Source organism: Serratia sp. NGAS9, from assembly GCF_009905295.1.
GTDB classification, from domain to species: domain Bacteria; phylum Pseudomonadota; class Gammaproteobacteria; order Enterobacterales; family Enterobacteriaceae; genus Serratia; species Serratia bockelmannii.
Window position 1 is genome coordinate 3,490,126 of sequence record NZ_CP047605.1, and the last position, 24,598, is coordinate 3,514,723.

Consider the following 24,598-nt stretch of genomic DNA (forward strand, 5'->3'; position numbering starts at 1 on the left):
ACGCGCAGCTCGGGGCTGCGCGTTTTGCGATATCGCGAGGCTTACGCCGCGGCGGTAACCGGTACTTCCGCACGTTTCAGCAGGGCATAAGCTACGCCCGCCAGCAGCGTACCGGCGGCGATCGCCACCAGGTACAGCAACACCGGCGAAATCGCGCCCGGGATCAGCAGCACGAACAGCCCGCCGTGCGGTGCCATCAGTTTGGCGCCGAAGGCCATCGACAGCGCGCCGGTCAGCGCCCCGCCGGCGATGCAGCACGGCAGCACGCGCATCGGGTCGCGGGCAGCGAACGGAATCGCCCCTTCGGTGATGAAGCACAGCCCCAGCACCAACGCCGCCTTGCCGCCTTCCTGTTCGGATTTCGGGAACTTGCGGCGCGCCAGCAGCGTCGCCAGACCCATCGCCAGCGGTGGCACCATGCCCGCCGCCATGATCGCCGCCATCGGCGCATACACCGAAGAGCTGAGCAGCGCCACGCCGAACGCGTAGGCCGCTTTGTTCACCGGGCCGCCCATGTCGGTACACATCATGCCGCCGAGGATTGCCCCCAGCAGTACGGCGTTGGCGGTGCCCAGCGATTGCAGCCAATGGGTCAGACCTTCCATGATTTTCGCCACCGGCGTGCCGACCACGTAAATCATGATGAGGCCGGTGATCAGGCTGGCGACCAGCGGAATGATCAAGATGGGCTTCAGCGCTTCCATACTTTGCGGCAGGCGCAGCTTGCTGCTGATCGCCTTGGCGACATAACCCGCCAGGAAGCCGGCGATGATGCCGCCGAGGAACCCGGCGCCGGTGCTCACCGCCAGCATGCCGCCGATCAGGCCCGGCGTCAGGCCCGGACGATCCGCGATGGAGAAGGCGATAAAACCGGCCAACACCGGCACCATCAGCGCAAAGGCGGAGCCGCCGCCGATCTGCATCAGCGCCGCCGCCAACGTGCCCTTGACTTCAAACGCCTTGATGCCGAACACGAACGACAGCGCGATGCACAGACCGCCGGCCACCACCATCGGCAGCATGTAGGACACGCCGGTCAGCAGGTGGCGATACGGGCCGCTGCCCTCTTTCTTTTTCGCCGCCGGCGCCGCGCTACCGCGCTGCTGCGGCTGGAACACCTCCGCCTCGGCCTGCGCCTTGTCCAGTTCCTGCGCGGTTTTCTTCAGCGCCAGACCGGTGGAAGTACGATACATCGGCTTACCGGCAAACTTGTCCAGATCCACTTCGATGTCCGCCGCGACGATCACCAGATCCGCCGCCGCCACTTCTTCCGGGGTGATGGCGTTGCCGGCGCCGACGGAACCGCGCGTTTCCACCTTCACCCACCAGCCGCGTTTCTTGGCTTCACTTTCAATGGCTTCGGCCGCCATAAAGGTATGCGCCACGCCGGTTGGGCAAGCGGTGATCGCCACGATGCGTTTTTGCCCATTGGCTTTCACCGGTGCCGCCGCCTGCGGCACCTGATAGGTTTCAGCTTCGGCCTTGGCACGCGCCAGAAAAGCGTCCGGTTCCCGCACCGCCTGTTCGACATCGCCCACATACACCAATTTACCGTTCAGCCCGGCGTCAGCAGGGGCAGACTGCCCCGCCACCGCCACCAGTTCGGCGTCCTGCAGTGACTCGACCAGCGTCAGGCCGTTTTTGGCCGCGGCGGCCTCCAGCATGCGTTTCGCCAGGTGGCCACGGGCCTGCCCCAGCGAACTGTCTACCATCAGCAGCGTTTTCATTCTGCCTCCTGCTATTGATTGAAAGGTTTCAGATCGACGCGCGCCATCATCGCGGCCAACTGGGGACGATCGGTCACGCCGACGTTGCTTTGGCTGACCGCCAGCGCCGCTACCGCCGTGGCCAGACGCAGAGTGTGTTCGCTGGATTCGCGCATCAGCAGGCCGTAAATCAGGCCGCCGACCATCGAATCGCCGGCGCCCACGGTGCTGACCACCTCACAGGACGGCGGTTTGGCGATCCAGGCGCCGGAGGCGTTAACCCACAGCGCGCCTTCCGCGCCGAGGGAGATGACCACGTGGGCGATGCCCTGTTCACGCAGCGCATGCGCGGCCTCGACCACGTCCGCCAGCGTCGGCAGCGGGCGACCGGCCCAGATTTCCAGCTCGCGGCGGTTCGGCTTCACCAGCCACGGCGAGGCCTTCAGCCCGGCGACCAGCGCTTCGCGGCTGCTGTCGAAAATGATGCACGGGCACTTGGCGCGCAGCTGGGTCATCCAGTCGGTAAAGGCGTCGGGATCGACACCGGCCGGCAGACTGCCGCTCACCGCCACCATGTCGAACTGGCCCAGCCAGCTCAGCGAGTCGCTGACGAAGCGATCCCAGTCCTGTGATGTCACTTCAAAGCCGGAGAAGTTGAAATCGGTCACCTCGCCGTCTTTTTCCGTCAGCTTGACGTTGATGCGGGTGCGGCCCGGCACCACCTGAAAGCGATTGGCGATCCCCAGATCGCTGAACAGCAGTTGGAAACCGTCCTGATTGTCTTTGCCCAGGAAGCCGCCGACGGTGACGTCGATGCCTAAATCCTTCAACACTTTGGCGACGTTAATGCCCTTACCGGCGGCGTGCAGGCCGGCGGTTTTTACCCGGTTGACTTCCCCGCGCTCGATCTGCGGGCAGAAACCCACCAGATCGTACGCCGGGTTCAGGGTGATTGTTGCTACTCTTCTGCTCATGCTGCGCCCTCGCCCAGTCCTTCATTAATCGCTTCGCCAATCGCCTTCAGCGCGGCTTCAGCATCTTCTCCATTGGCGGTAAAGCGCAGGTGATGCCCTTTCTTCACGCCCAACGCTACCACCTTCATCAGGCTGCGCCCGTTGGCCGGCTTGCCGCTGCCGTCCAGGTTGGTGACGGTGATGTCACTGTTGAAACTTTTGATCACGTTGACCAGCGCCGTGCCCGGCCGCGCGTGCAGGCCATGCTCGTTGCGGATCACGAATTCGGCGCTCAGCACGCTGCTCTCTTCCGCCACGTCGCTGGTCAGCAGCGCCAGCACCCCGGCGGCATCCGCCTTCAGCAAGCGTTCAGCTTTGTTGGCCAGCAGCAGATCGCTGAGGTAGTTGAGCACCGCCAGCGGCTGCGCGTCGGCGACCGACACCGTCAGCAGCAGCGCCACCGGCTCGCCGTCTTCCACGAAAGCCTGCGCCGGGCGGCTGACGGTGGCCGCGCTGGCCAGGTTGCCTTCAACGCTGTCGCTCAGCCAAATGCCCTGCCCCAGATTCAGCGGCCTGCGGGTGATGACATCGCTGACGAACTGCGCGTTGACCGCCCCAATTTTTTGCAGACGGCCGGCGTTCAGCGCCTGCAGCGTCATCAGGCTGTCGGCCGCGACGTCGAGCGCAATCAGCGAAACGTCGAACTGGAATTCAGCGCTCTGCTGTTCGCCCATCAACAGGCTGCGCAGCTCTTCCGCGGAGGTGGTTTTCGCCAGCCGCTCCGCCACGCTGTCATCACTCAGCACGTGGGTGAGCTGACGCAGCAGTGCCAAATGCTCGTCGGAACGGGCGGCGATGCCGATCGCCACATAAGCGGTCTGGCCTTCCCCCCACGCGATGCCCTGCGGGAACTGGAACACCTGCACGCCGGTTTTCAACACCAGATCGCGGGTATCGGTGGTGCCGTGCGGAATGGCGATGCCGTTGCCCAGGTAGGTGGACGTCTGCAGTTCGCGCTGCAGCATGCCGTCCACGTAACCGGCGCTGACGCAGCCGGCTTCGGTCAGCGCGGCGGCCATCTGACGGATGGCCCCCTGCTTATCGGCGGCAGCGGCGCCCAGATGAATGTCTTGCGGTGACAACTGGAACATGATTCTCCTCTCCTGCTGAATTGAATCGTTTCAGCTTTATTGAGAAAAAGGAGCGTTACCCGCTGCCCACAAGCGGTCGGATAACGCTGAAACGTTTCAAGGAGTGTGTAAGCAGCGCAAGATGAAAGCAAGCTTTCTCCCTTTCGCCATTGCAGATTTTTGAGCTTACGCACACTTTCATCGGCGCATTGGTCAGCGCCGGGGCAAAATGACATACTGTGCTGAAACTTTGCTGACGGAGAAAAGCATGAACGTAGTGACGGGCGTCGGGGTGATCATCGTCAACCCGCAAGGCGAGATTTTGCTGGGCAAACGCTGCGGCTCCCACGCGCCCTTTTGGTCGATCCCCGGCGGGCATCTGGATGCCGGTGAAACCTTCGAGCAGTGCGCCCAGCGCGAAATTGCCGAAGAAACCGGGTTGATCATCGATCCGCCGCGCTTCGTTGGCGTCAGCAACAATCTGCAAACCTGGCACGCCGAAGGCAAACACACCGTGTCTATCTGCCTGCAGGTGGATCACCCCGGCGGCGAAGCGGAGCTGAAAGAACCCGAAAAATGCGCCGAATGGCGTTGGTGCGCGCCAGACTCTCTGCCGGAACCCCATTTCGAAGCCAGCCGCACAGCGATCCGCCTGTGGCTGAGCGGCCAGGCCTATCTGCCCACGGCCTGACCCATCGCGAGCGCGTGCTGCGCCGCCCCACCGCTATATAAATTAGAATATAACGCTATTTTTTGCGATATAAACCATTTTTTTGACTACGGATAACCCCATGGGGTTAACCCTCTTCTATTATTACCCCTGCAATCGACGTGGCATTCTGACCTCCGGTCGGTGGCCTTTTGGCAAGATTTTATTTTAAATTCATAATTATAAGCGGGTTTACCATGAGCAAAAAACTGACTGGCTTTGAAAAAAAGCGCCGGTGGGGATGGTTATGGCTTTTGCTGCTGGGGATTATCCTCGGCGCGGCGCTGTTGGCCGGGACTGCCACCGTATTCCATAAAACCAGCGATACCGCCTTCTGCGTTTCCTGCCACACCATGCAACAACCGCTGGCCGAATATCAGGGCAGCGTCCACTTCCAAAACACCAAGGGCATCCGCGCCGAGTGCGCCGACTGCCACGTCCCCCATCAGCCGATCGATTACCTGTGGACCAAGATCCGCGCGGTAAAAGACATCTACGGCGAGATGGTCGGCACCATCGATACGCCGGAAAAATACGAAGCGCACAAGCTGGCGATGGCGCAGTCGGTCTGGAAGACGCTGAAAGAAAACGATTCGGCCACCTGCCGTTCCTGCCACAGCTACGACGCCATGGACATCACCGCCCAGCGCCCTGAGGCGCGCCTGCAGCACCCGGTGGCGATCAAACAGGGCGAAACCTGCATCGACTGCCATAAAGGCGTGGCCCACATCCTGCCGGACATGAGCGGCGAAACCCAGGCTGGCGCCGCCGAGCTGGCCAAGGCCGCAGCGCTGACCGCACCGGGCGCCACCACCCTCTACACCATCGCCACCGAACCGTTCTTCCTCAGCGCAGACGACAGCCATAATGCCGGCAACCTGATGCCGTCCACCGAAGTGCAGGTGGTGAAACAGGAGGGCGACAAGGTGCTGGCCACCGTGAGCGGCTGGCAGCAAGACGGGGTCAGCGAAGTGTTCTACGCCGCGCAGGGCAAGCGCATCCTCAGCGTGCTGCTGGGTGAAGACGCGCGCAAACAGCTGAAGACCGCGTCCACCCAGACCGATGCGGAAACCGGCCTGGTCTGGCATCAGGTCTCTCTGCAGGTGTGGCTGCCGCGCAAGCAGCTGATCGACGATCAGCAAAAAATCTGGCGCTACGCCGCGGACATGATGTCGGCCAACTGCACCGGCTGTCACGGGCTGACCGCGCTCGATCGCTTCAACGCCAACCAATGGATCGGCGTCATCAAAGGCATGGCACCGCGAACCTCGCTGACGCAGGAACAGCTGCGCGTGCTGACACAATACGTACAAAAACACGCCAGCGACATGCCACCTGCCGCACCGGCCAAGCTTTAAGGGAGAAGCGCAATGAGCAACCAACAACCGTTAACCATGAGCCGCCGCCGCTTTCTGACCGGCGCCGCCGCGCTGACCGCCGCCCCGCTGCTGGCGGGCTTATGGCCCAAAGCGGCACTGGCGCAGGCCATCAGCGAAGCGCTGCCGCAGTTCATCGTCTTGCGTCAGGCGCAAAAAGGCATCCTGACCGGCGCCCACTGGGGCGCGTTTGAGGCCATCGTGCAGGACGGCAAGATGGTCGGCGTGCAGCCGGTGCAGGACGATCCGTATCCCAATGAGCTGATCACCATGGCGCCTTATCAGGTGCACGCCGAGAACCGCATCAAATACCCGATGGTGCGTAAAAGCTGGCTGGAAGGCGGCCCCGGCAGCCGTACCGAGCTGCGCGGCCGCGACGAGTGGGTGCGCGTCAGCTGGGATAAAGCGACCGAGCTGGTGTGCAATGAGATCACCCGCCTGCAGAAAGATCACGGCCCGCAGTCGATCTACGCCGGTTCCTACGGCTGGAAAAGCGTCGGCATGCTGCACAACAGCCGCACGCTGCTGCAGCGCCTGATGAACCTGACCGGCGGCTTCCTCGGCTACGCCGGCGACTACTCCACCGGCGCGGCGCAGGTGATCATGTCGCACGTGGTCGGCTCGATGGAGGTCTACGAACAGCAGACCGCCTGGCCGAACGTGATCGAAAACAGCGAGCTGGTGATCCTGTGGGGCTGCAACCCGATGGTCACGCTGAAAAATAGCTGGAACGTGCCGGATCACGTCGGCCAGACCGGTTTCGAAGCGCTGAAGAAAAAAGGCACCCGGGTGATCAGCATCGATCCGGTGCACAACGACAGCGCCAAGTTCGTCAATGCGCAGTGGATCGCCCCGCGCCCTTACACCGACGGCGCCATGCTGATCGGCATCGCCCACACGCTTCTGACCGAGAAGCTGCATAACCCGGACTTCCTGAAAACCTACACCGTCGGCTTCGACAAGTTCCAGGCCTACCTGCTGGGCGAGAGCGACGGCGTGGCGAAAACCGCCGAATGGGCGGCCGACATCAGCGGCGTCGATGCCGACACGCTGCGCGCGCTGGCGCGCGAGATGGCGAAGAGCCGCACCATGATCATGGGCGGCTGGGGCATTCAGCGCCAGCACCACGGCGAACAGCAGCACTGGCTGCTGGTGACGGTGGCGGCGATGCTCGGCCAAATCGGCCTGCCGGGCGGCGGCTTCGGCTTCAGCTACCACTATTCGTCCGGCGGTAGCCCAACCGCCAAGGGTGGCATCATCGCCGGCATCTCCGCCGGCAATGCGCCGAAAAACTCACCGGCGCCGATCCCGGTGGCGCGCATCGCCGAATGCCTGAGCAACCCGGGCAAAACCATCGACTTCAACGGCGCCAAGGTCACCTACCCCGAGGTGAAAATGGTGTATGTGGCGGGCGGTAACACCTTCCACCAGCATCAGGACACCAATAACCTGGTCAAAGCCTGGCAGCGGCCGGACACCATCGTGGTCAACGAACCTTATTGGACCGCCACCGCCAAGCATGCCGATATCGTGCTGCCGGCCACCACCAGCTACGAGCGCAACGATCTGGAGATGGGGGGTGACTATTCGCAGCTCTATGTGTTCCCGATGCATCAATGCGTGCCGCCGCAGCACGAATCGCGCAGTGACTTCGACATCTTCTCGGCGATGGCGGCCAGGCTGGGCGTGCAGGAGGCCTTTACCGAGGGCAAGGATGAAACCCAGTGGCTGAAAGGCATGTATGACGACATGAAAAACCAGGCGCGCGCCGCGCGGGTGGCGCTGCCGCCGTTCGACATGTTCTGGCAATCCAATAACTACGTGCGTTTCCCGGTGCCCGAGGCCAATAAGCAGTGGGTGCGCTTCGCCGATTATCGTGACAACCCGCTGCTGAACCCGCTGGGCACGCCGTCGGGCAAGATCGAGATCTACTCCGACGCGATCGCCAAAATGCATTATGCGGATTGCCCCGGCATCCCGACCTGGATGCCGCCGCACGAGTGGTATCGCGGGCCGGAAGCGGCCAAGTATCCGCTGTCGCTCAATACCGCGCACCCGACCAACCGGCTGCACTCTCAGCTCGACAACACGCCGCTGCGCGAGAAATACGCGGTAGCGGATCGTGAAGCGATCCTGATCCACCCGCAGGACGCGCAGCCGCGCGGCATCACTGGCGGCGATCTGGTACGGGCGTACAACGATCGCGGCCAGATCCTGGTGGGCGCGGTGGTCAGCGAAGACGTGCGGCCCGGCGTGGTGCGCATCAGCGAAGGCGCCTGGTTCGATCCGGCCGATCCGGCGCAGCCCGGCTCGCTGTGCAAGAACGGTAACGTCAACTGCCTGACCTTCGACATCGGCTCTTCCAGCCTGGCGCAGGGCAACTGCGGGCAGATGGCGCAGCTGCAGATCGAGAAATATCAGGGGCCGGCGCTGAAAAATACCGCGCACGCGGTGCCGCAAGGCGCCTGATTTACCAGCAAGCAAGGGGGCGCAACGCGCCCCTTTTTTCTCGTCGCCGCGCGACATATCCGTTTACCCTTCGCCGCAAAGGAGCGGTTTGCGTTTCATTTCAACGGGCGTATGATGCGCGCGACCTTCCTTTTTCGACGAATTCTCAACCACCATGCCGACTTCATCCGCAGTAACGCGACGCGCGCCCGATCTCACTTCGCTGGCCTTTTTGGCGGTGGCGTTTCTTACCGGCATCGCCGGCGCCCTGCAAACCCCGACGCTGAGCCTGTTTCTGGAAACCGAGGTCAAGGTGCGGCCGGCGCTGGTCGGGCTATTCTTTACCGGCAGCGCGGTGATCGGCATTCTGGTCAGCCAGTTTCTCGCCGGCCGCTCGGATAAAAAAGGCGACCGCAAATCACTGATTTTTCTCTGTTGCATGCTGGGTGCGCTGGGGTTCACGCTGTTCGCCTGGAGCCGCAACTATTACCTGCTGCTGCTCGTCGGCGTACTGCTCACCAGCTTCGGCTCCACCGCTAACCCGCAAATGTTCGCTCTGGCGCGCGAACACGCCGATCGCACCGGCCGCGAGGCGGTCATGTTCACCTCCATCATGCGCGCCCAGGTCTCGCTCGCCTGGGTCATTGGCCCGCCGATCGCCTTCGCGCTGGCGCTGGGCTTCGGCTTCAAGGCCATGTATCTGGCGGGCGCGGCGGCCTTTGTGCTGTGCGGCCTGCTGGTGTGGAAACGGCTGCCTTCCATGCCGAAAACTGCCGCGGCGAGTGCGCCCCTGGCCGCACCGCGCCAGCATCGCCGCGATGCGCTACTGCTGTTTGGCGCCAGCACTTTGATGTGGACCGCCAACAGCATGTACCTGATCAACATGCCGCTGTATATGGTGCACGAACTGCGGCTGCCGGAGCGGCTGGTCGGCGTGCTGATGGGCACCGCCGCCGGGCTGGAAATCCCGATCATGCTGATCGCCGGTCTGGTGGCGAAACGCTGCGGCAAGCGTTGTTTGATGCGCGGCGCCGCCGTCGCCGGCGTATTGTTCTATTGCAGCCTGCTGTTTATCACCGGCAGTTGGCAACTCATCGCCCTGCAGCTGCTGAATGCGGCGTTTATCGGCGTGCTGGCGGGGATCGGCATGCTCTACTTCCAGGATTTGATGCCCGGCCAGGCCGGCACGGCCACCACGCTGTTCACCAACACCATTCGGGTCGGCTGGGTCATTGCCGGCGCCATCGCCGGTGCGGTGGCGGAAATCTGGAACTACCATGCGGTATTTTACGCCGCGCTGGCGATGGCGGCAGGTGCGACGCTGTGTCTGTGGAAGCTGAGGGAAGTTTAGGGCGCGGTGTCCGCTTCCAGCCTGGCGAGGTAGATCAGCGCCTGATCGCGGTGATCGTGGCACATATCGCGGCTCGGCTGCAGGCTGCCGCACACTTTCGGCCGCAGCGGCGAATGAAACAGGCCGCAGCGCAGCTGTTCATCCAGATGAATGCAGCGGGTATTGGCGGGCTTGCCGTTCGGCATGCCGGGGATCGGGCTGGATATTGACGGCGCGATACAGCAGGCGCCGCAGTCGCTGCGACAGTCCATCAGCGCTACTCCTGGTGGGCTGGGGAAAAGAAGCGCGACAATAGCAGCCGCGCGCGGTGGCCGCCAGCAGAATCCCTGCGCCCCTGCGATCTTTACACTCGTCCCGCAACCGTCTTACCCCGGCTGATTCGCCGCCTGGCGAGTAAACGCCCAAAAAGCCGCAATTTAAAGACAAAAACGCGTGAAACGTGCAATCCCCCCGCTTTACATGCGCCATGCACCAATGTACCATTGAGCTAGTACAAAAGAACTTCTTCCATCAGGAGCACGCATGTCTACGGACACCATCCAGAAGCTGGCCCGCCCTTCCGTCCTCGGCGGCGCGATGATCATTGCCGGAACCGCCGTTGGCGCCGGCATGTTTTCCATTCCGATCGTCACTTCCGGTGTCTGGTTCAGCGGCTCCGTCGCGCTGCTGGTGTATACCTGGGCCTGCATGTTGCTTTCTGGCCTGATGATCCTCGAAGCCACGCTGCACTACCCGAGCGGCGCCAGCTTCAACACCATGGTCAAGGATCTGCTGGGTAAGGGCTGGAACGCCGTGAACGGCCTGTCGGTGGCGTTCGTACTCTACATCCTGACCTACGCCTATATCTCCGCCGGCGGCTCGATTATCGCGCATACGCTGGAGGGCATCGTCGGCGTCGGCCAGACCACCGCCGGCCTGGTCTTCGCACTGGTCGTGGCGTTTATCGTCTGGCTCTCCACCCGCGCGGTCGACCGCCTGAGCACCATTCTGATCGGCGGCATGGTGATCACCTTCGTGATGTCCGTGGGCGACATGTTCACCCACGTGCAGCCCGCGGTGCTGTTCAACACCGGCGATGACCAGGCCAGCTATCTGCCTTACGCCCTGGCGGCGCTGCCTTACCTGCTGACCTCGTTCGGCTACCACGGCAACATTCCCGGGCTGGTGAAGTACTACCACAAGGACAGCAGCTCCGTGGTGCGCAGCCTGGTGTACGGCACCCTGCTGGCATTGGCTATCTACATCCTGTGGCAGTATGTGATTCAGGGCAATATCGCGCGCGATGCCTTTAAGCAGGTGATCGCCGAAGGCGGCAATATCGGCAGCCTGCTCAAGCAAATGGGCAACGTCTCCAGCAGCCAGACCGTCAGCCAACTGCTGAACGCCTTCTCCTATATGGCGCTGGCCAGCTCGTTCCTCGGCGTGTCGCTGGGCCTGTTCGACTACCTGGCGGACTTCTGCAAGTTTAAGGACGACGCCGTCGGGCGCAGCAAGACCGCGCTGGTGACCTTTGTGCCGCCGACCCTGGCCGCGCTGCTGTTCCCGAACGGTTTTCTGTACGCCATCGGCTTTGCCGGGCTGGCGGCCACCATCTGGGCGGTGATCGTGCCGGCGCTGATGGCGCGCGCCAGCCGCCGCCGCTATCCGCAGGCGGGTTACCGCGCACCGGGCGGTAACGGCGTGATCCTGTTCGTCATCCTGTTCGGCTTGATCAACGCCGCCGCGCATATTCTGTCGCTTTTCGGCCTGCTGCCGGTCTTCCACTAATCCCCGACGGGAGGGCGGCCGCCCTCCCTTTCCCGCACTGTTTTTGCGCCGGGCTATTGCCTGAAATCGGTGGCGCGAGTACCTTGTCGCAACTTCTCTAATACTCTTCATTGCGGATGAATTGAAATGGCAAGAGCTAACGAAATTAAACGCGGCATGGCGATCAGCTACAACGGCAAGCTGCTGCTGGTAAAAGATATCGACGTGCAGAGCCCGAGCGCCCGCGGCGCCAGCACCCTGTACAAAATGCGCTTCTCCGACGTGCGCACCGGCCTGAAAGTGGAAGAACGCTTCAAGGGCGACGATATCCTGGACACCATTTCCCTGTCGCGCCGCAAGGTGAACTTCTCCTATATCGACGGCGAAGAATACGTGTTTATGGATGACGAAGATTACACGCCGTACATCTTCAAGAAAGACCAGATCGAAGACGAGCTGCTGTTCATTCCGGAAGGCGGCCTGCCGGGCATGCAGGTGCTGACGCTGGATGGCCAGGTGCTGGCGCTGGAGCTGCCGCAGACCGTAGATATGGAAATCGTCGAGACCGCGCCGGGCATCAAAGGCGCCTCCGCCAGCGCCCGCAACAAACCAGCCACCATGGCGACCGGTCTGGTGATCCACGTGCCGGAATACCTCAGCGCCGGCGACAAAATTCGCATTCATATCGCCGAACGCCGCTACATGAGCCGCGCCGACTAGTCGGTGCCAACGGGGCCGAGTCTTGGCCCCGTTTCATTTTCCGCTACGGCAACTCCGGGAAAAAACGCCGCTTGAGCGCCAGCTCGACGCCGCGCAACTCCGCCAGCCCTTTCAACCGCCCGATGGCCGAATAGCCCGGATTGGTTTTCTTTTTCAAATCGTCCAGCATCTGATGCCCATGATCGGGGCGCATCGGGATCGGCCGCCGATCGCCGGCCCGTTGCCGACGCAGCTCTTCGGTCAGGATCGCTTCGATCACCGCCACCATGTCCACATCGCCCTGCAGGTGCGCCCCCTCGTGGAAGCTTTTCGGGTTCTCCTCGCGGCAGGTGGCGCGCAGGTGGGTGAAGTGAATGCGATCGCCGAAGGTTTCAATCATCCGCACCAGATCGTTGTCGGCGCGCACGCCGTAGGAACCGGTGCACAGGGTGAAACCGTTATGAATGCTGTCGACGGTCTGCTTCAGCCACTGCATGTCTTCAATCGTGGAGACGATGCGCGGCAGGCCGAGGATCGGCCGCGGCGGATCGTCGGGATGCACCGCCAGCCGGATGCCGGCCTCTTCCGCCACCGGCACGATGGCGCGCAGAAAGACCGCCATGTTTTCGCGCAATTGCGCCTTGTCGATGCCGTCGTATTCCGCCAGGCGGCGGCGGAACTGATCCAGCGTATAGCCTTCTTCCGCTCCCGGCAGGCCGGCGATGATATTGCCGGTCAGCGTGGCTTTCTCCTCCTCGCTCATGGCGGCGAAATAGGCTGCCGCCTGACTGCGCTCTTGCGGCGTATAGTCCACCTCGGCGCCGGCGCGCTGCAGGATATGCAGCTCGAACGCGGCGAAGGCGATCTGATCGAAACGCAGCGCTTTGGCGCCGTCCGGCAGCGAATAGGCCAGATCGGTGCGCGTCCAGTCGAGGATCGGCATGAAGTTATAGCAGACGGTATCGATGCCGCAGACCGCCAGGTTGCGCAGCGTCTGCTGGTAATGGGCGATATGCCGCTGCCAGTCACCGCTGTGAGTTTTGATTTCCTCATGCACCGGCACGCTCTCCACCACCGACCACACCAGTCCTTTTTCCGCCAGTAACGTCTGGCGCGCGCGGATCTCATCAATCGGCCAGACTTCGCCGTTCGCGATATGATGCAGCGCCGTCACGACTCCGGTCGCCCCGGCCTGACGCACATCATCCAAAGAGACCGGATCGTTCGGGCCATACCAACGCCATGTTTGTTCCATGTTTTGTCCTTATGCCTGTCTCGCATCGCGATGCTGTTATACCAGTTTAACGTAGATGTCAGTTACCTTTAAGGTACTCTTTCGCAACGCGCTGTCAAAAGTGAACCGCGCATTGGTTGATCCACTTCACGATTTTGGCTTATTTTGGACTGGCCAATTCCTTTAACTTGTCGACAGACCTACACTGGTCGCAGTTTTTTATCGCCGGCGCCACCCTGCCCATACGGCGGCAAACTGGTCCGCTAACTTGATGCAAGTGGCCCGCCAGCTGTCCTACACGCTTTGGAGATGAGATGAAAACGATCGCCAACACCCCGCTACCGGGCACCGTCCGGCAACCGAACTATGATCGCCGTGCCCTGCGCAGCCGTATCGTGCACCTGGGTTTCGGCGCTTTCCACCGCGCACATCAAGCGCTACTGACGGATCGGGTATTGAACGCCCAGGGCGGCGACTGGGGCATTTGCGAAATCAGCCTGTCTGGCGGCGTGCCGCTGTTTGAGGCGCTGCGGCAGCAGGATCATCTGTACAGCGTGCTGGAGAAAGGCGCGGACGGCCATCAGGCCATTGTGATCGGCGCGGTGCATGAAAGCCTGCACCGCAAGCTGGAGGGCATCGCCGCAGTGCTGGAGAAGCTGGCAGAGCCGCAGGTGGCAATCGTCTCGATGACCATCACCGAAAAAGGCTACTGCATCGAGCCCGGCAACGGGCAACTGGATTGGCAGCATCCGGGGATCGTCGCCGATCTGGCGGCGCCGCATCAGCCGCAGACTGTGCCCGGCATTGTGGTAGAGGCGCTGCGGCTGCGGCGCGAACGCGGCCTGCCCGCCTTTTCCCTGCTCTCCTGCGACAATATTCCGGAGAACGGCCACGTGCTGCGCCGGGCGGTGCTCGATCTGGCGCAGGCGCGGGATCCGTCGCTCGCCGATTGGATCGCCGCCGCCGCCACCTTCCCCTGCACCATGGTGGACCGCATCGTGCCGGCCGCCACGCCGACTACGCTGGATGAGATCGCCGCCGCGCTGGGCGGCGTGCGCGACGAATGCGCTATCGCCTGCGAGCCCTTCATTCAATGGGTGGTGGAAGACCACTTCGTCGCCGGACGCCCGGCGTGGGAGCTGGCCAGCGCCCAGTTGGTCAGCGATGTGCTGCCGTTTGAACACATGAAGCTGCGCATGCTGAACGGCAGCCACTCGTTCCTGGCTTATCTCGGCTACCTGGGCGGCTACCGCTATATCAACGAGTGCATGGCGGATGAGCACTACCGTCGCGCCGCCCTGCGATTGATGCTGGACGAACAGGCCCCGACGCTGAGCGTCACCGGCATCAGTCTGGCCGACTACGCCGCACAGCTTATCGCGCGCTTCAGCAATCCGGCGCTGCAACACCTCACCTGGCAGATCGCCATGGACGGTTCGCAGAAGCTACCGCAGCGTCTGCTGGACGCCGTGCGCTGGCATCTGCGGCACGGCGGCGACTATAGCGGGCTGGCGCTGGGCGTGGCGGGCTGGATGCGTTACATCGGCGGCGTCGATGACGCCGGACAGCCGATCGACATTCGCGATCCGCTGGCAGATGTGCTGCAACAGACTGTCGCCGCCACGCCGGACGATCGGCGGCGCGTAACGGCGCTGCTGGCGCTCAAACCGGTGTTCGGCGAAGCGCTGGCGACGCATGGGGGGTTTACCGACGCAGTGACGCAAGCCTATTTGTCACTGCGCGATCGCGGTGCGCGTGAAACGGTAAAGCATTGGGTGATGCGGTGAGGAGCCTGCAAGACCGAGAATAACCATGCCGGCGTAACGTTACGCCGGCATGGCGGAACGACTTAACGATAAACGACCGTCATAACAGCAAGTTTCTTCTGTTGGTCTACCCACTTCATTTCGGTTGTGCCAAGATTCAGCGGAAGTTCTTTGCGTGTAGTATCAAAACCTGACAACGCTTGCTGGGCCTGATAATGCTGGCCGTTGCGGTAACATTGCGTATTCGCCTTAGAATCTGCAATCTTGACCGTGCAAGGACTTTCAACGATAGAGCCGACGAAGCGAATTACCCCGCCGGCCACGCCTGCCTGACTCACTGCCGTCCATGAAAACAACATTCCTACGATCAAAAATAACCGAAAGGTATTCATGGCAACCTCATTTTTAGTTAAGCCAATTTAACCATAGAGGATCTTGTTAGGAATAATCGCAAGGAAAGGGACAGGATTTGATCGTTAATCGCGTCATTAACAATGTAAAAACAAGCTACTAACAAAAGTTAACCGTATCTAATACAGGGTTTTATCTAAGAATTTTCTTGCAAAGAAAGGTGGATTTTATCGGTTGAAAAGCGCAGGGTGACGTGCAAAATTTGCGAGATAGAGCACAAATTAAATCGCGGTCGTTTCACCGATACGGCTGCGTAACTCATTTATTAAGCAGGTTAATTTTTGCGCCAGGAATGATTAATGACCAAAACCAATTTGATTACCGGTTTCCTCGGCAGCGGTAAAACCACCACTATCCGCCATTTGCTGGCTCATAAACCCGAACATGAACGCTGGGCGGTATTGGTCAATGAATTCGGCGAGATCGGCATCGACGGCGCGCTGCTGGCGGACAGCGGCGCGGTGCTCAAAGAGATCCCCGGCGGTTGCATGTGCTGCGTCAACGGCCTGCCGATGCAGGTGGGCTTGAATATGCTGTTGCAACAGGCCAAACCGGACCGGCTGCTGATCGAGCCGACCGGGCTAGGACACCCGAAGCAAATCCTGTCACTGCTGACCCAGGAGAGCTATGCCGGCTGGATCGATCTGCAGGCCACGCTGTGCCTGCTGGATGCCCGCCAGCTTAGCCAACCCCGCTACCGCGACAACGAAAATTTCCGCGATCAGCTGGCCGCGGCCGACGTTATTCTGGCCAGCAAAAACGACACCTATCAACCGCAAGACAGACTGGCGCTGGAAGCCTGGAGGGCGCAAGATTCGCTGCAGCGGCCCTGCTACGCCATCGCGCAAGGCGAAGCAGATGTCGCGCTGTTGTCACTTCCTCGCACAAATCGTACAGAATTGCCGGACGCGCAGCATCATCATGGTCAGGCGAAAAAGCAGGGGCTGGCGGCGCTGCGGCTGCCGGAACACGCCCGTTGGCGGCGAGCGCTGAACGAAGGGCAAGGCTTCACCAGCTGCGGCTGGATTTTTGACGGCGACACCCGGTTCGATACCGTCGGTTTCATGGAGTGGGTGCGGCTGGCGCCGGTCGAACGAATCAAAGGCGTGGTGCGCATCCCCGAAGGCACATTGCTGATCAATCGCCAGGGGCAGGATCTCAACATCGAAACCCGCCCGCTCGCACCGCTCGACAGCCGAATTGAACTGATCCACAGCGAAAATGCCGATTGGAACGCCCTGCAATCCGCCTTGTTTAAGATTCGTTTAAGTTAAACCCCGTACCGTTGCCCCCCGGTTGTCGCAGGGCAACCGGGTTTTGTTTCGTTTTCATTTTTCCAACAGGTTTATGTCATGACACGCCGCAATTTACCCTTCATTCTCTTTTTCAATTTACTGGGCGTTGCGCTGTTTCTGTCCTGGTTCCTGCCGGCCAATCACGGCGGCTGGTTTACCCTGGATTCGGCGATCTTCTTCTTCTTTAACCGCCATCTGGCCACCGACCCGGCGTTTTTGCACCTGGTCGCCATCACCAACAACCGCGCGTTCGACGCGATCTCGCTGCTCGCCATGGGGCTGCTGTATCTGTACTTTTATCTGAAGCAGGACGCCGCCGGCCGCCGCCGTCTGGTGATCACCGGCGTGGTGATGCTGCTGACCGCCGTGGTGCTGAACCAGCTTGGCCATCTGCTGCCGGTGAAGCATCCGAGCCCCACCCTGACCTTTGACAATATCAATCGCGTCAGCGAACTGACCGGCATCCCCACTAAGGACGCTTCCGGCGACAGCTTCCCCGGCGACCACGGAATGATGCTGATTATTTTTTCCTGCTTTATGCTGCGCTATTTCGGCCGCGGCGCCTTTGCCATCGCCCTGCTGATTACGCTGGTCTTCTCATTGCCACGCGTGATGATTGGCGCCCACTGGTTTACCGATATCGCCGTCGGCTCGCTGTCCGTGGTGCTGGTTGGTGCCAGCTGGGTGCTGATGACGCCTTGCAGCGACTGGATCGTCGATCGGTTGAACCGCCTGTTGCCCGGCAAGCACCGTCCCAGCCAACCATAATATGCATTTATGACTCATACCGGGAGGTGCCCACCTCCCGGCCTTTCCCCCTTCGCCGAGCGCAAAATGTCGCCACCAGTCGTTAACGCTTTTGCAACCTGATTTCACGCCAGATTCATACATCGGACAATTGGCGTTTTTTATATGAAGATTTACATTATGTTACATCACAAATTCATATAAAAAAGACGGGAAAAAGGCTCGCAATCCCCTATTTGTTCCGGTAATCTCAGATGCGTTTGTGCCTGGTTTAAGTCGAATCAGTATGGAATCCGATAAAAATGTGCGTTCTCGCACGTTTTCAACGGTAACTGGTTGTCGATGCAACAGGTGCGGACTAGGCTCGTTCCGTTTGGCATTTTTCAGGTAGCGACTTTCGTCGTTAAGGACTTCAAGGGAAAACAACAACAATGGTCAAATCTCAACCGTTTCTGAGATATTTTTTGCGGGTAGTCCCTGCAATTGCCGCTGCGGTTATGCTGTCAGCGTGCAGCTCGACTCACACTTCGAACTTGAATAACGCACAAACTGAGATGCGTGCAGTTAATGACAAAGACGGTCTTTTACTGCAAGCCTCTCAGGATGAATTCGAAGCGATGGTCCGCAACGTTGACGTCAAGTCAAAGATTATGGATCAGTACGCGGACTGGAAAGGCGTTCGCTACCGCTTAGGCGGTGACACCAAGCGCGGCATCGATTGCTCGGCGTTTGTACAGCGCACCTTCCGCGAACAGTTCGGTATGGATTTACCGCGTTCTACCTATGAACAGGAAGATCTCGGCAAGAAAATCCAGCGCACCAAGCTGCGCGCCGGCGATTTAGTGCTGTTCCGCGCCGGTTCTACCGGGCGCCATGTCGGCATCTATTTAGGTAACGATCAGTTCGTTCACGCTTCTACCAGCAGTGGCGTCATGATTTCCAAGCTGACCGATAACTATTGGAATAAACGTTATCGAGAAGCACGCCGAGTGTTGACCAACGGCTGACGGCGCAACGCCCTGAAGATCCTGAATACCAAACGAGCGATAAGCGCCGCCTACGGGCGGCGTTTTTTTTGGCTGTCGAATGGGTATCATCAAGATTGATCCCTGCCTTATCGTCACCGTTCCCCACTTAACACTGCCGCACGTCGTTATTTTGATAAACTGTTGGCAGGAAATCGCGCCATCGAGGAAAAACTCGCCTATTATCGTCAGATGACGGCAACGGCGCCCCGGCGTTATTTAAAACGTTTCCGCTTAAAATAGGCGCATTATATTTCTGTCGGCGACGTCGCGTATTTAAACGGCGCCGCCGGTTGGTTCGGGATAAAAAGTCAAAAATGAAAAAAAAGCCGTTGGCACAATCCATTAACTGGCTGTGCGACACCCCTGACGCCCGGTTGCAGAGGACTCGGTTATGGGCTTGAAAAGAGCTTTTGCCCGCAGCGTGTCTCACCGACAGCGCAGCCTGGCTAAAAGCGGTGTCGCTGCCCTGGTATTTTTTACGCTCTTCACTGCGGTCACGCTTTCTTTGATCAACCACCAGCGCACGCAATATCAACACAAGGTCGAAGCGCGTACGCAAAAATTCACGCTGGGTTATATCTCGCACCTGACGGCAGTGATGCAGCAAATGATGCCGCTACTGGACAAGCCTTGCCTCTCCAGCCAGTCGGATATTACCTACCAAGCGGCCTTTACCAGCGGCGTGCGCACCTTCTTGTTGGTAAAAGGCGGCTACGCCTATTGCTCTTCCGCCACCGGTGACATGATGTTGCCGATGAAAAATCTCTACCAGGAAATCGACTGGGATCTGCCTTTGGATCTGAAGCTGCAGCAGGGCACGCCGATCGTACCGAACAAACCGGCGGTTGCGGTTTGGCTGCGGCATCCCGGCGAAAAGGCCACCGGCATCCTCGCTACGCTGGACATCGATCTGATGCCCTACTTACTGTTCACCTCGCATGACGAACAGGCGCCGGGCATCGCCATCGTGATGGGCAACCGCGCCCTGACCACCTTCAGCCCAAACCTGATGCCGGTCGATCAACTGCCGAAAGGCAAGGCGGATACCCTGACGATGCCCAATCTGCCGCTGACCATCCTGTTCTACAACGAGAAACTGACGCCCAATGACATTCGCCTGACGCTGCTGGGCAGCCTGGTGCTGTCGCTGATGATTGGCGTGCTCTGCTACTATATGCTGCTGTTGCGGCAAAGCCCGGAGCGCGCGCTGCTGCGCGGCATCAAGCGCAACGAGTTCTTTATCGAATACCAGCCGGTGTTCCATACCGACAGCAACAGCATTGGTGGGCTGGAAGCGCTGATCCGCTGGCAGCATCCGCTCGAGGGCCGCATCCCGCCCGATGTCTTTATCCCCTACGCCGAAAGCAACGGGCTGATCGTGCCGCTTACCCGCCATCTGTTCAGGCTGATCGCCGAAGATGCGCCGCAGCTCGCCAAAGCGCTGCCACGGGGAGGCAAAGTCGGTCTCAATATTTCCCCCGCCCACCTTAGCGCGCCGTCGTTCCATCAGGACGTGTATGAACTACTGACGCAGCTGCCGGGCGATTACTTTACGCTGGTGTTTGAAATCACCGAACGCGGCATGGTGGAAGAAGAGAGCGCGCTGGCGGAGTTTGACTGGCTGCACAAACAGGGTATCGAGATCGCGGTGGACGATTTCGGCACCGGGCACAGCGCGTTGATCTATCTTGAGCGCTTCACCATGGATTACCTGAAGATCGATCGCGGCTTCGTCAACACCATCGGCCAGGATACGGTCACCGCGCCGGTGCTGGATGCGGTGATCTCACTGGCGAAAAAGCTGAAAATGCTGACGGTGGCCGAGGGCGTGGAAACCGCCGAGCAGATGCAGTTCCTGCAAGAACACGGCGTCAACTTCATGCAGGGCTACTACTTCAGCAAGCCGCTGAGCATCGATGATTTCGTCGCTTACTGCAATGCTAATCAGGTCTTTGATTATCAGGAAAAAAATAGTTAATCTTTAGGCAACTTTACCCTGCGCCCACCCGAAGAATGTTATGCTGGGCGCAGGTTGTACCTTATTCCACAGCAGGAGCTTACCGTCCGATGTCCGTGCGCATTTTCGCTGCTCTGGTGCTCTCGGCACTGAGTTTCGGTCTGCAGGCCGAAGCCCTCAACGAAAGCTACGCTTTCGCCCTGCTCGGTGAACCGAAATACGCCACCGACTTCAGCCATTTCGACTACGTCAACCCGGCTGCGCCCAAAGGCGGCGACGTACGGCTGGCGGCCATCGGCACCTACGACAACTTCAACCGTTTCGCTACCCGCGGCGTACCCGGCGAGCGCACGATGGAGCTGTACGATACGCTGTTCACCAACTCCGACGACGAACCCGGCAGCTATTACCCGTTGATTGCCGAATCGGCCCGTTTCCCGGCCGACATGCGCTGGATGGAATTGGATATCAACGCCCGCGCCCGCTTCCAGGACGGCAGCCCGATCACCGCCGCCGACGTGGCCTTTACTTTCAATAAATTCATGACCGAAGGCGTACCGCAGTTTCGCTCCTTTTACAAAGGCGTCACGGTCAAGGCCATTTCCCGGCTGACGGTGCGCATCGAGCTGCCTAAGGCAAATCGCGATCAAATCCTCAGCCTGCTCAGCCTGCGCGTATTGCCGGAAAGCTTCTGGAAAAACCATAAGCTCAACGAACCGCTCAGCACCCCGCCGCTCGCCAGCGGCCCGTACAAAATCGGCGATTACCGCCTCGGCCAGTACATCACCTATCAGCGGGTGCGCGACTACTGGGCCGCCAACCTACCGGTGAATCGCGGCCGCTATAACTTCGACAGCATTCGCTACGATTATTACCTGGACGATAAAGTGGCGCTGGAAGCCTTCAAGGCCGGCGCTTATGATTTCCGCATCGAGCCGTCGCCCAAGAGCTGGGCCACCCAGTATCAGGGCGGTAATTTCGCGCGCAACTACATCATCAAACAGGACGAAACCAATCAGGCGGCACAGAATACCCGCTGGCTGGCGTTTAACCTGCAAAAACCGCTGTTCGCCGATCGTCGGGTACGGGAAGCGATCGGCCTGGCTTTCGACTTCAACTGGATGAACAAAGCGCTGTATTACAACGCCTATCAGCGCGCCGACAGCTATTTCCAAAACACCGCCTACGCCGCCCGCGGCTACCCGGACGCCGCTGAACTGGCCTTGCTGGCGCCGCTCAAAGGCCAGATACCGCCAGAGGTGTTTACCAGCATCTACCAACCGCCCTCCTCCGACGGCAGCGGCAACGATCGGCAAAACCTGCTGAAGGCGACCCAACTGCTGAAAGAAGCCGGTTGGGTGGTCAAAAATCAAAATTTAGTCAACGCGAAAACCGGCCAGCCGTTCACCTTTGAGCTGATGCTGCTGAGCGGCAGCAACTTCCAGTACGTGTTGCCGTTCCGCCACAACCTGCAGCGGTTGGGCATCGATATGGCAATCCGCGAGATTGACGCCTCGCAGTACACCCGCCGCATGCGCGAACGCGACTTCGATATGATGCCGACGGTGTACATGGCGATGCCGTTCCCCACCGCCAATTTACGCATCATTTGGGATTCGGAGTACATCAACTCCAGCTATAACACCCCCGGCGTCAAGGACCCGGCGGTTGACAGCCTGGTCAGGCAAATCGCCGCCCATCAGGGCGATGAAAAAGCCCTGTTGCCGCTCGGCCGCGCGCTGGACCGGGTGCTGACCTGGAACAACTACATGCTGCCGATGTGGTACTCCAACCACGATCGCTATGCCTATTGGGACAAATTCTCCACGCCGTCGATCCGCCCGGCCTATGCGATCGGCTTCGACAACTGGTGGTACGACGTCAACAAGGCGGCGCGCTTACCGGCTCAGCGGCAATAAGGAGTCGGAATGGCGGCCTATCTGATACGCAGACTGTTATTGGTGATCCCCACGCTGTGGGCGATCATCACCATCAACTTTTTTATCGTGCAAATCGCGCCCGGTGGCCCGGTGGATCAGGCCATCGCCGCCATCGAGCTGGGGCACGGCAGCGGTTTTGGCAGCGGCGGTGTCGGCGAAGGCCTGGGCCATGCCCGGACGGGCATCGCGGCAGGCGACGGCCAATATCGCGGTTCGCGCGGCCTGGATCCGGAGGTGATCGCCGAGATCACCCAACGGTACGGCTTCGACAAACCGCTGCATGAGCGTTACTTCACCATGCTGTGGAACTATATGCGCTTCGACTTCGGCGACAGCCTGTTTCGCGGCGCTTCGGTGATGCAACTGATTAGCCAGAGTTTGCCGGTCTCCATCACGCTGGGCCTTTGGAGCACGCTGATCATTTATCTGGTGTCGATCCCGCTCGGCATCCGCAAGGCCGTCCACAACGGCAGCGCATTCGATACCTGGAGCAGCACGCTGATCATCATCGGCTACGCCATTCCGGCTTTCCTGTTCGCTATCCTGATGATCGTGCTGTTCGCCGGCGGCAGTTACCTCGACTGGTTCCCGCTGCGCGGCCTGGTGTCCAGCAACTTCGACACCCTCTCGTGGCCGGCGAAGATCGCCGACTACCTCTGGCACATCACATTGCCGGTGCTGGCGACGGTGATCGGCGGCTTCGCCACCCTGACCATGCTGACCAAAAACGCGTTCCTCGATGAGATCCGCAAACAGTACGTCACCACCGCCCGCGCCAAAGGGTTGGACGAAAAAAAGATCCTGTACCGCCACGTGTTCCGCAACGCCATGCTGCTGGTGATCGCCGGTTTTCCGGCCACCTTTATCAGCATGTTCTTTACCGGCTCGCTGCTGATTGAGGTGATGTTCTCGCTCAACGGCCTAGGGCTGCTGGGCTACGACGCCACGCTGCAGCGCGACTACCCGGTGATGTTCGGCACGCTGTATATCTTCACCTTGATCGGCCTGCTGTTGAACATCCTCAGCGATGTCACCTACACCCTGGTCGATCCGCGCATTGACTTCGAGGCCCGCCAATGAGCCGCCTTAGCCCAATCAACCAGGCGCGCTGGGCGCGCTTTCGCCGCAACCGCCGCGGCTACTGGTCGCTGTGGATCTTTCTAGTGCTGTTCACCCTGAGTCTGGCCGCCGATCTGATCGCCAACGACAAACCGCTGTTGGTGCGTTATGAAGGCCGGTTATACCTGCCGTTTATGATTAGCTACAGCGAAACCGCCTTCGGCGGCGAACTGAATACCGAAGCCGACTATCAGGATCCGTTCGTCCAGCGGCAGATCGAACGGCACGGCTGGGCGGTCTGGGCGCCGATCCGTTTCAGCTACGACACCATCAACTTCGCCACCGAGGTGCCCTTCCCTTCGCCGCCTTCGCGCCATAACCTGCTGGGCACCGACAGCAACGGCGGCGATGTGCTGGCTCGGGTGCTGTACGGTTTTCGCATCTCGATGCTGTTCGGCCTGGCGTTGACGCTGTTTTCCAGTCTGATCGGCGTGTGCGTCGGCGCGACCCAGGGGTATTACGGCGGGCGTTTCGATCTGTGGGGGCAGCGCTTTATCGAAGTGTGGTCGGGCATGCCGACGCTGTTTCTGATCATTCTGCTGTCGAGCATCGTCCAACCCAATTTCTGGTGGCTGCTCGGCATCACCATCCTGTTCGGCTGGATGAGCCTGGTCGGCGTGGTGCGCGCCGAATTCCTGCGCACCCGCAATTTTGACTACATCCGCGCCGCGCGCGCCATGGGCGTGCCGGATCGGGTGATCATGTCCCGCCATATGCTGCCCAACGCCATGGTGGCGACGCTGACCTTCCTGCCGTTTATCCTTTGCGGCTCGATCACCACCCTGACGTCGCTCGATTTCCTCGGCTTCGGGCTGCCGATAGGCTCGCCGTCGCTCGGCGAATTGCTGCTGCAAGGCAAAAACAATCTGCAGGCGCCGTGGCTCGGCATCACCGCCTTCCTGGTATTGGCTGTGCTGCTGTCGTTATTAATCTTTATCGGCGAAGCGGTGCGCGACGCCTTTGACCCCAGCAAGGCGCATTGA

At 60.4% G+C, this 24,598-nt stretch carries 20 protein-coding genes; 14 read left to right on the forward strand and 6 right to left on the reverse strand.

What is annotated here, in order from left to right; translation table 11 throughout:
• Window positions 1-41 precede the first annotated feature (41 nt).
• The 3 genes from fruA to fruB are packed head-to-tail and all read right to left on the reverse strand — an operon-like array spanning window position 42 to window position 3,810.
• A complete protein-coding gene (gene fruA / locus GUC32_RS16625; RefSeq protein ID WP_049205266.1) occupies window positions 42-1,727 on the reverse strand; it encodes a PTS fructose transporter subunit IIBC in 1,686 nt (561 codons plus the stop codon).
• Between the two features lie 11 nt (window positions 1,728-1,738).
• On the reverse strand, window positions 1,739-2,680 hold the full coding sequence (fruK, locus tag GUC32_RS16630) for a 1-phosphofructokinase (RefSeq protein ID WP_043136417.1): 942 nt from the start codon (window positions 2,678-2,680) through the stop codon (window positions 1,739-1,741).
• Complete coding sequence (gene fruB / locus GUC32_RS16635) at window positions 2,677-3,810, reverse strand: fused PTS fructose transporter subunit IIA/HPr protein (RefSeq protein ID WP_369435340.1); 1,134 nt, start codon at window positions 3,808-3,810, stop codon at window positions 2,677-2,679. The genes fruK and fruB overlap by 4 nt, the downstream gene beginning before the upstream one ends.
• A gap of 247 nt (window positions 3,811-4,057) precedes the next feature.
• Between fruB and GUC32_RS16640 the strand changes: the two genes are divergently transcribed.
• The 4 genes from GUC32_RS16640 to GUC32_RS16655 all read left to right on the forward strand — a co-directional run bounded on the left by GUC32_RS16640 (window position 4,058) and on the right by GUC32_RS16655 (window position 9,673).
• Window positions 4,058-4,480 (forward strand): NUDIX hydrolase, encoded by a 423-nt coding sequence (locus GUC32_RS16640; protein ID WP_043136420.1) that lies wholly within the window; start codon window positions 4,058-4,060, stop codon window positions 4,478-4,480.
• A 215-nt stretch (window positions 4,481-4,695) separates the two neighbouring features.
• Window positions 4,696-5,856, forward strand: a complete 1,161-nt coding sequence (locus GUC32_RS16645; RefSeq protein ID WP_043136424.1) for a NapC/NirT family cytochrome c — start codon at window positions 4,696-4,698, stop codon at window positions 5,854-5,856.
• Between the two features lie 12 nt (window positions 5,857-5,868).
• Entirely contained in the window at window positions 5,869-8,343 is a 2,475-nt protein-coding gene (gene torA, locus GUC32_RS16650) for a trimethylamine-N-oxide reductase TorA (RefSeq protein WP_025303546.1), read from the forward strand.
• Between the two features lie 154 nt (window positions 8,344-8,497).
• The gene (locus tag GUC32_RS16655; RefSeq protein WP_043136428.1) at window positions 8,498-9,673 is read left to right on the forward strand and encodes a sugar efflux transporter; all 1,176 of its coding nucleotides are present in this window, start codon (window positions 8,498-8,500) and stop codon (window positions 9,671-9,673) included.
• Here the strand turns inward: GUC32_RS16655 and GUC32_RS16660 are convergent.
• A complete protein-coding gene (locus tag GUC32_RS16660) occupies window positions 9,670-9,924 on the reverse strand; it encodes a YkgJ family cysteine cluster protein (protein ID WP_019453627.1) in 255 nt (84 codons plus the stop codon). The two genes, GUC32_RS16655 and GUC32_RS16660, sit on opposite strands and share 4 nt — an antisense overlap.
• Before the next feature lie 271 nt (window positions 9,925-10,195).
• On the opposite strand from GUC32_RS16660, the gene mtr reads away from it, so the two are divergent.
• Both mtr and yeiP read left to right on the forward strand, forming a co-directional pair.
• Window positions 10,196-11,440 (forward strand): tryptophan permease, encoded by a 1,245-nt coding sequence (gene mtr / locus GUC32_RS16665; RefSeq protein WP_025303548.1) that lies wholly within the window; start codon window positions 10,196-10,198, stop codon window positions 11,438-11,440.
• A gap of 126 nt (window positions 11,441-11,566) precedes the next feature.
• Complete coding sequence (gene yeiP, locus GUC32_RS16670; RefSeq protein WP_004935725.1) at window positions 11,567-12,139, forward strand: elongation factor P-like protein YeiP; 573 nt, start codon at window positions 11,567-11,569, stop codon at window positions 12,137-12,139.
• A gap of 43 nt (window positions 12,140-12,182) precedes the next feature.
• On the opposite strand, the gene uxuA is transcribed toward yeiP, so the two are convergent.
• The gene (gene uxuA, locus GUC32_RS16675; RefSeq protein ID WP_025303549.1) at window positions 12,183-13,373 is read right to left on the reverse strand and encodes a mannonate dehydratase; all 1,191 of its coding nucleotides are present in this window, start codon (window positions 13,371-13,373) and stop codon (window positions 12,183-12,185) included.
• 293 nt (window positions 13,374-13,666) lie between these two features.
• On the opposite strand from uxuA, the gene GUC32_RS16680 reads away from it, so the two are divergent.
• Window positions 13,667-15,139: a mannitol dehydrogenase family protein gene (locus GUC32_RS16680; RefSeq protein ID WP_197813416.1), complete on the forward strand. Its 1,473-nt coding sequence runs from the start codon at window positions 13,667-13,669 to the stop codon at window positions 15,137-15,139.
• Window positions 15,140-15,201: 62 nt separating this feature from the next.
• On the opposite strand, the gene GUC32_RS16685 is transcribed toward GUC32_RS16680, so the two are convergent.
• The gene (locus GUC32_RS16685; RefSeq protein WP_004935734.1) at window positions 15,202-15,510 is read right to left on the reverse strand and encodes a type 1 fimbrial protein; all 309 of its coding nucleotides are present in this window, start codon (window positions 15,508-15,510) and stop codon (window positions 15,202-15,204) included.
• Between the two features lie 318 nt (window positions 15,511-15,828).
• On the opposite strand from GUC32_RS16685, the gene GUC32_RS16690 reads away from it, so the two are divergent.
• The 7 genes from GUC32_RS16690 (at window position 15,829) to GUC32_RS16720 (ending at window position 24,598) form a co-directional block, all read left to right on the forward strand.
• Window positions 15,829-16,803 (forward strand): GTP-binding protein, encoded by a 975-nt coding sequence (locus GUC32_RS16690; RefSeq protein WP_025303551.1) that lies wholly within the window; start codon window positions 15,829-15,831, stop codon window positions 16,801-16,803.
• Between the two features lie 78 nt (window positions 16,804-16,881).
• Window positions 16,882-17,592 carry a phosphatase PAP2 family protein gene (locus tag GUC32_RS16695; protein ID WP_025303552.1) on the forward strand — a complete coding sequence of 237 codons (711 nt, stop codon included), beginning with the start codon at window positions 16,882-16,884 and terminating at the stop codon, window positions 17,590-17,592.
• Between the two features lie 410 nt (window positions 17,593-18,002).
• Window positions 18,003-18,578 carry a bifunctional murein DD-endopeptidase/murein LD-carboxypeptidase gene (mepS, locus tag GUC32_RS16700; protein WP_025303553.1) on the forward strand — a complete coding sequence of 192 codons (576 nt, stop codon included), beginning with the start codon at window positions 18,003-18,005 and terminating at the stop codon, window positions 18,576-18,578.
• Between the two features lie 412 nt (window positions 18,579-18,990).
• Window positions 18,991-20,577, forward strand: a complete 1,587-nt coding sequence (locus tag GUC32_RS16705) for a cyclic di-GMP phosphodiesterase (protein WP_025303554.1) — start codon at window positions 18,991-18,993, stop codon at window positions 20,575-20,577.
• 89 nt (window positions 20,578-20,666) lie between these two features.
• Window positions 20,667-22,475: an extracellular solute-binding protein gene (locus GUC32_RS16710; RefSeq protein ID WP_369435341.1), complete on the forward strand. Its 1,809-nt coding sequence runs from the start codon at window positions 20,667-20,669 to the stop codon at window positions 22,473-22,475.
• Window positions 22,476-22,484: 9 nt separating this feature from the next.
• Window positions 22,485-23,576 carry a microcin C ABC transporter permease YejB gene (locus tag GUC32_RS16715; RefSeq protein WP_025303556.1) on the forward strand — a complete coding sequence of 364 codons (1,092 nt, stop codon included), beginning with the start codon at window positions 22,485-22,487 and terminating at the stop codon, window positions 23,574-23,576.
• Complete coding sequence (locus tag GUC32_RS16720; protein WP_015378535.1) at window positions 23,573-24,598, forward strand: ABC transporter permease; 1,026 nt, start codon at window positions 23,573-23,575, stop codon at window positions 24,596-24,598. The genes GUC32_RS16715 and GUC32_RS16720 overlap by 4 nt, the downstream gene beginning before the upstream one ends.

What these genes read in the sequence shown, in the direction of transcription:
- fruA (WP_049205266.1), bottom strand. Translation starts at nt 1,727, where the DNA reads ATGAAAACGCTGCTGATGGTAGACAGTTCGCTGGGGCAGGCCCGTGGC.
- fruK (WP_043136417.1), bottom strand. Translation starts at nt 2,680, where the DNA reads ATGAGCAGAAGAGTAGCAACAATCACCCTGAACCCGGCGTACGATCTG.
- fruB (WP_369435340.1), bottom strand. Translation starts at nt 3,810, where the DNA reads ATGTTCCAGTTGTCACCGCAAGACATTCATCTGGGCGCCGCTGCCGCC.
- GUC32_RS16640 (WP_043136420.1), top strand. Translation starts at nt 4,058, where the DNA reads ATGAACGTAGTGACGGGCGTCGGGGTGATCATCGTCAACCCGCAAGGC.
- GUC32_RS16645 (WP_043136424.1), top strand. Translation starts at nt 4,696, where the DNA reads ATGAGCAAAAAACTGACTGGCTTTGAAAAAAAGCGCCGGTGGGGATGG.
- torA (WP_025303546.1), top strand. Translation starts at nt 5,869, where the DNA reads ATGAGCAACCAACAACCGTTAACCATGAGCCGCCGCCGCTTTCTGACC.
- GUC32_RS16655 (WP_043136428.1), top strand. Translation starts at nt 8,498, where the DNA reads ATGCCGACTTCATCCGCAGTAACGCGACGCGCGCCCGATCTCACTTCG.
- GUC32_RS16660 (WP_019453627.1), bottom strand. Translation starts at nt 9,924, where the DNA reads ATGGACTGTCGCAGCGACTGCGGCGCCTGCTGTATCGCGCCGTCAATA.
- mtr (WP_025303548.1), top strand. Translation starts at nt 10,196, where the DNA reads ATGTCTACGGACACCATCCAGAAGCTGGCCCGCCCTTCCGTCCTCGGC.
- yeiP (WP_004935725.1), top strand. Translation starts at nt 11,567, where the DNA reads ATGGCAAGAGCTAACGAAATTAAACGCGGCATGGCGATCAGCTACAAC.
- uxuA (WP_025303549.1), bottom strand. Translation starts at nt 13,373, where the DNA reads ATGGAACAAACATGGCGTTGGTATGGCCCGAACGATCCGGTCTCTTTG.
- GUC32_RS16680 (WP_197813416.1), top strand. Translation starts at nt 13,667, where the DNA reads ATGAAAACGATCGCCAACACCCCGCTACCGGGCACCGTCCGGCAACCG.
- GUC32_RS16685 (WP_004935734.1), bottom strand. Translation starts at nt 15,510, where the DNA reads ATGAATACCTTTCGGTTATTTTTGATCGTAGGAATGTTGTTTTCATGG.
- GUC32_RS16690 (WP_025303551.1), top strand. Translation starts at nt 15,829, where the DNA reads ATGACCAAAACCAATTTGATTACCGGTTTCCTCGGCAGCGGTAAAACC.
- GUC32_RS16695 (WP_025303552.1), top strand. Translation starts at nt 16,882, where the DNA reads ATGACACGCCGCAATTTACCCTTCATTCTCTTTTTCAATTTACTGGGC.
- mepS (WP_025303553.1), top strand. Translation starts at nt 18,003, where the DNA reads ATGGTCAAATCTCAACCGTTTCTGAGATATTTTTTGCGGGTAGTCCCT.
- GUC32_RS16705 (WP_025303554.1), top strand. Translation starts at nt 18,991, where the DNA reads ATGGGCTTGAAAAGAGCTTTTGCCCGCAGCGTGTCTCACCGACAGCGC.
- GUC32_RS16710 (WP_369435341.1), top strand. Translation starts at nt 20,667, where the DNA reads ATGTCCGTGCGCATTTTCGCTGCTCTGGTGCTCTCGGCACTGAGTTTC.
- GUC32_RS16715 (WP_025303556.1), top strand. Translation starts at nt 22,485, where the DNA reads ATGGCGGCCTATCTGATACGCAGACTGTTATTGGTGATCCCCACGCTG.
- GUC32_RS16720 (WP_015378535.1), top strand. Translation starts at nt 23,573, where the DNA reads ATGAGCCGCCTTAGCCCAATCAACCAGGCGCGCTGGGCGCGCTTTCGC.